A 4,658-nucleotide genomic window follows, 5' to 3' on the forward strand; every position below is an offset into this window, starting at 1 on the left:
ATATCATATACATCATTGTGCATTATGGGTCTGATGATTAATCTTTTAGTGGTAATATAATTGTTCATATAAGATATTTTTTACCTTTCACTATAGAATTATTTCCTACAAAATCGCACCACACATTCAATATGTGCCGTATGTGGGAACATATCTACGGGTTGAATTTTTGTTATCTTGTAGTTACTGTGTTGTTTTAAATATGCTAAATCTCTTGCTAAGGTTTCCGGGTTGCAGGAGATGTAAACTACTGTTTCGGGATTCATTTTTATGAGGGAAGAGAGAAATCTTTCATCACTTCCGGCTCTTGGAGGGTCCATAAATACTACATCCGGCTTTTCGTCTTCTTCTGCGACAGCCTGCATAAATTCACCGGCATCGCCCTGATAAAATCTGATATTTTTAAGATTATTTGCTCTTGCATTCTGCACAGCGTCTTTAACTGCATCTTTGTTAAGTTCAACGCCGATTACATTGCCCGCACCATGCTTTGCAGCTACAATTCCGATTGTACCGATTCCGCAGTAGGTGTCAAGCACAGTTTCGTTGCCCTTGAGATTTGCAAATTCGATTGCTTTGTTGTAAAGAACCTCTGTCTGTACAGGATTTATTTGATAAAAGCTTTTTGGCGAAATTCTGAATTTACATCCGCACAAAATATCTTCAATATATCCCTTGCCGTAAAGCACTTTTTGCACATCGCCAAGTACGAGATTTGTTCTGTAAGAATTTATATTTTGCACTACTGTTTTTATTTCAGGAAACTGCTTTGTAATGGCTTTTACAAAATTATTTTTAGAAGGGAACACAGGTGTTCCTGTTACAAGCACAAGCATGACTTCATTTGTGGCAAATCCTCTTTTTACAAGAATATGTCTTAAAAATCCCTTTTGCTTGTCCTCGTCATAGGTGGTGAGTTTGAATGATTTCAGCATTTTTCGTACTGCTATAATGATTTTATCAGCAGTCACATCTTCTGTCATACACTCGTCAATACCGACAATATGATGAGTTCCCGATTGATATACTCCGGAAATTATCTTACCGTTTTTGTCTGTTCTGAAAGCCGCCTGTACCTTGTTGCGGTAATGATATGGAGAGGTCATTCCTATTATTTTATCAACCTTGCAAAATTTTGATAGCAGTTTTTCAACTTTTTTCTGTTTAAATTCAAGCTGTTGTGGGTATGTGAGGTTTTGAAGTTGGCAACCTCCGCATTTTTTATATACAGGACAACTGCCTCTTTTAATGTTTTCTTTTGTATTACTCATATTTTTTCTCCGTTTTATCTGAAAAGAGCCAGGCTTGTGTTGCTTGGCTCTTTATTTGTGGTTAATTATTCTTCTTTTTCTTTTTCGTCTGTTGATTTTTCGCTTGTTTCGTTTTCATCAACGAGTCTTTTTACAACAACACGAATGATTCTCTGGTTTGCAACCTCCATAATTGTAAAGCGGAAACCGCCTGCCTCTACGCTCTCACGCTTATTTGGAATTGTGCCTGCATTTTCAAGAATGTATCCGCCTACAGTAATGCTGTCGCTGTCGATGTAATCATCATCAAGATCAAAGAGAGCGAGCATATCGTCAAGCTCCAGGTCGCCGTTTACAAGAAATTCATTCTTGCCGATTTTATAGTAGTTATGCTCAATTTCCTCGTCCTCATCCCAAATATCGCCAACAATCTCCTCAAGCAGGTCTTCCATAGTGAGAATACCGAGAGTTCCGCCGTATTCGTCTGTAACGATTGCAAGGTGAACCTTGATTCTCTTAAAAGTGCTGAGGATTTTTGAAAGTGGCTGGGTTCTGAATACAAAGTACGGTGACTGCATAATGTCACGCACATCAGGTGCAATGCCGTCTGCAAGTTTTTCAAGATAATCTCTTGTGTGAAGTACGCCGACAATGTTATCGACTGTGTCTTTATATACAGGAATTCGTGAATATCTGTTCTCAAGGATAATTTCTTTGATTTTTTCAGGTGAATCATCAACGCTTATAAAGGTAACATCAACTCGTGGGGTGATTACCTCTTCAGCAGTTTTTTCGTCAAAGTCGAGTGCAAGGCGAACCATTTCGCTTTCGCTTTCTTCAAGCACACCCTCTTCTTCGATGCTTTCTACTATATATTTAAGCTCATTTTCTGTAACGCTCGGTGCGTCCTCACTGCCGCCTGCAATTTTAAGTGCAAGACTTTTGAATTTTACAAGTACAAAAACAAGCGGTGTTAAAATAAACATTAAAAATTTTATTAAGCCTGCTGTGCTTAGTGAAAAGTTGTCGCAGTTTTCTTTTGCAAGACATTTAGGAAGTACCTCGCCAAAGGTGAGTACAAGTAAAGTGGTAGCACCGGTTGCAATAGCCGAGCCGTAGTCGCCAAATAGATTCATACACAGAACTGTGGCAAGTGAAGAACAGCTGAGGTTTACAACATTGTTGCAGATTAGAATGGTGGTAAGTGCTTTGTCAAAGTTGTCGATTACGAAAAGAGCAGTTGTTGCCTTTTTGTCGCCATCCTCTGATTTTTTTTGAATCCTGATTTTATTCACAAAGGAAAACGCTGTTTCGGTTGCAGAAAAAAATGAGGAAAATGCAATAAGTACAATAATTACTATCGCCATTACTATGTTTGATGCCAATTTTTATTCACTCCAAAAACATTATTACTTTTATACTACTATAATTCTTTTATATCATTATTGTTTTTAAGAAAAAAGAGCAAAAAGATTGAAATATATTGCTATAAATGCTATAATAATTAATTGCAAAACGCATTTTTAACGCACTTTTGGAAAAAATATTTTTCGGAGGTGCATTAATATGGCACAAAAAGCAAAGGATAAGAATTCCACAGCAAAAAAATCGGGCAAGTCAAGGGTAAGCAATACAGTAAAAAATCCTAATGAACAGACCGAAAAAAAGTCTATTGAAAAAGACAGTCCGATTGATGAACAGCACACAGACCAGGTCGAGGAGATCGGCTCGGTTATTACCTCTCACAAGGACAGCGTAATTCATTGCCTAACAATTATCGGACAGATTGAGGGCCATTACATTCTTCCACAACAGAATAAGACCACCAAATACGAGCATGTAATTCCGCTGCTTGTTTCTATTGAAGAAGACGAGAGAATAGACGGCTTGCTTATATTGCTCAATACGGTTGGAGGAGATGTGGAAGCGGGTCTTGCTATTGCCGAGGTGATTTCAGGAATGAAAAAGCCTACGGTTTCAATCGTGCTTGGCGGCGGTCACTCAATAGGAATCCCTCTTGCAGTGGCGGCAGATAAAAGTTTTATCGCTCCGAGTGCGTCAATGACAGTCCACCCTGTAAGAACAACAGGACTTACACTTGGTGTGCCGCAAACCTTTGAGTATTTTCAGCGTATGCAGGACAGAATAACCACCTTTGTTGCGGAAAATTCTGATATTTCAAAGGAACGCTACAACGAGCTTGTGCTAAATACCGGAGAGCTTGTAATGGACATCGGCACAATTCTTGAAGGGGAAGAGGCAGTAAGCGAGGGACTTATTGATGAGGTCGGTACGGTTTCAGACGCAATCGACTGCCTGTATGCGATGATTAAGAAAAACAAGACACGCAGAAAAGCCAAAGGCAGATAAATTTTTCACACATTCCGCATATACATTATATATGTGGTTACATGGGCGAGTATTTTCGCCCTATACATATTAAAAAGGAGTACATATTATGTCAATTCTTGATGCGATTATTCAGGGCATTGTACAGGGACTTACTGAGTTTTTACCTGTATCAAGCAGTGGACATTTGTCTATTACACAGCACATTTTGGGAGCAACAGAAGACAATCTTTTCTTTAATGTAATGCTTCATGTCGGCACACTTGTAGCCGTTGTTGTTTTTTATCACAAGCTTATCTGGAGTTTGATTAAGGAGTTTGTTTCATTTGTAAAGGATTTATTTACAGGCAAGTTTAAGTGGAAAGAAATGAACTATGAGAGAAATTTAATTATGATGCTCATAATCGGACTTTTGCCGTTGTTCTTCCTTTTCCTGCCTATACCTGGCACAGATATGAAGATTAAGGATTTAGCCGATGTATTGACAGGTGAAAGATATTTAATTGTAGTTTCAATCTCACTTATTATTACAAGTATTCTTCTTACTATTGGCATTATTTGCAACAAGAGAAATGTCAGTGCAGGCTCAGGCTTTAAGCATTTAAAGGCTAATAAGCACAGTGAAAACAACGCAGGTAAGGAAAGCTTTAATGTAGTTGACGCTATTTGCGTTGGTCTTATGCAGTTTGTTGCAGCAATTTTCCCGGGTATTTCCCGTTCAGGCTCAACTCTTGCAGTAGGTGAGATGAGAGGCATCAACAAGCAGAAAGCACTTGACTATACCTTTGTTCTCGGTATTCCTTCAATCCTTGCAGCAGCTTTGCTTGAGGGTGTTGACGCTATTAAATCACCTGAGGGTATTTCTATTGACCCTGTAGTAATTATTGTGGGAATGGTAGTTTCTGCGATTGTCGGTTACTTTGCCATTGTGATTTTTAAATGGTTCTTAAAGTCAGATAAAATGATTATTTTTGTTATTTATACAGCACTTGTAGGTTTGATTTTCCTTGTCATTTCTTGTATTGAGCTTAATACAGGAGCTAATGTTTTTACGGGTGC

General features: G+C 38.3%; 4 protein-coding genes. 2 read left to right on the forward strand and 2 right to left on the reverse strand.

Annotated features, from left to right (window positions below; all coding sequences use genetic code 11):
* Window positions 1-98 precede the first annotated feature (98 nt).
* Window positions 99-1,289 (reverse strand): 23S rRNA (uracil(1939)-C(5))-methyltransferase RlmD, encoded by a 1,191-nt coding sequence (rlmD, locus tag ACJMMI_RS07855; protein WP_405354762.1) that lies wholly within the window; start codon window positions 1,287-1,289, stop codon window positions 99-101.
* Window positions 1,290-1,336: 47 nt separating this feature from the next.
* Window positions 1,337-2,635: a hemolysin family protein gene (locus ACJMMI_RS07860; RefSeq protein ID WP_405354756.1), complete on the reverse strand. Its 1,299-nt coding sequence runs from the start codon at window positions 2,633-2,635 to the stop codon at window positions 1,337-1,339.
* 181 nt (window positions 2,636-2,816) lie between these two features.
* Here ACJMMI_RS07860 and ACJMMI_RS07865 point away from each other — a divergent pair, with 181 nt between their 5' ends.
* A complete protein-coding gene (locus ACJMMI_RS07865; RefSeq protein WP_405354758.1) occupies window positions 2,817-3,620 on the forward strand; it encodes a ClpP family protease in 804 nt (267 codons plus the stop codon).
* An 88-nt stretch (window positions 3,621-3,708) separates the two neighbouring features.
* Window positions 3,709-4,658, forward strand: a 950-nt coding sequence (locus tag ACJMMI_RS07870; protein ID WP_405354760.1) for an undecaprenyl-diphosphate phosphatase, incomplete at its 3' end; no start/stop codon positions are given.

Source organism: Ruminococcus sp. (genome assembly GCF_045129435.1).
Classification (GTDB): Bacteria; Bacillota; Clostridia; order Oscillospirales; family Acutalibacteraceae; genus Ruminococcoides.

Coding starts and splice junctions, on each gene's coding strand:
- ACJMMI_RS07865 (WP_405354758.1), top strand. CDS start 2,817: ATGGCACAAAAAGCAAAGGATAAGAATTCCACAGCAAAAAAATCGGGC.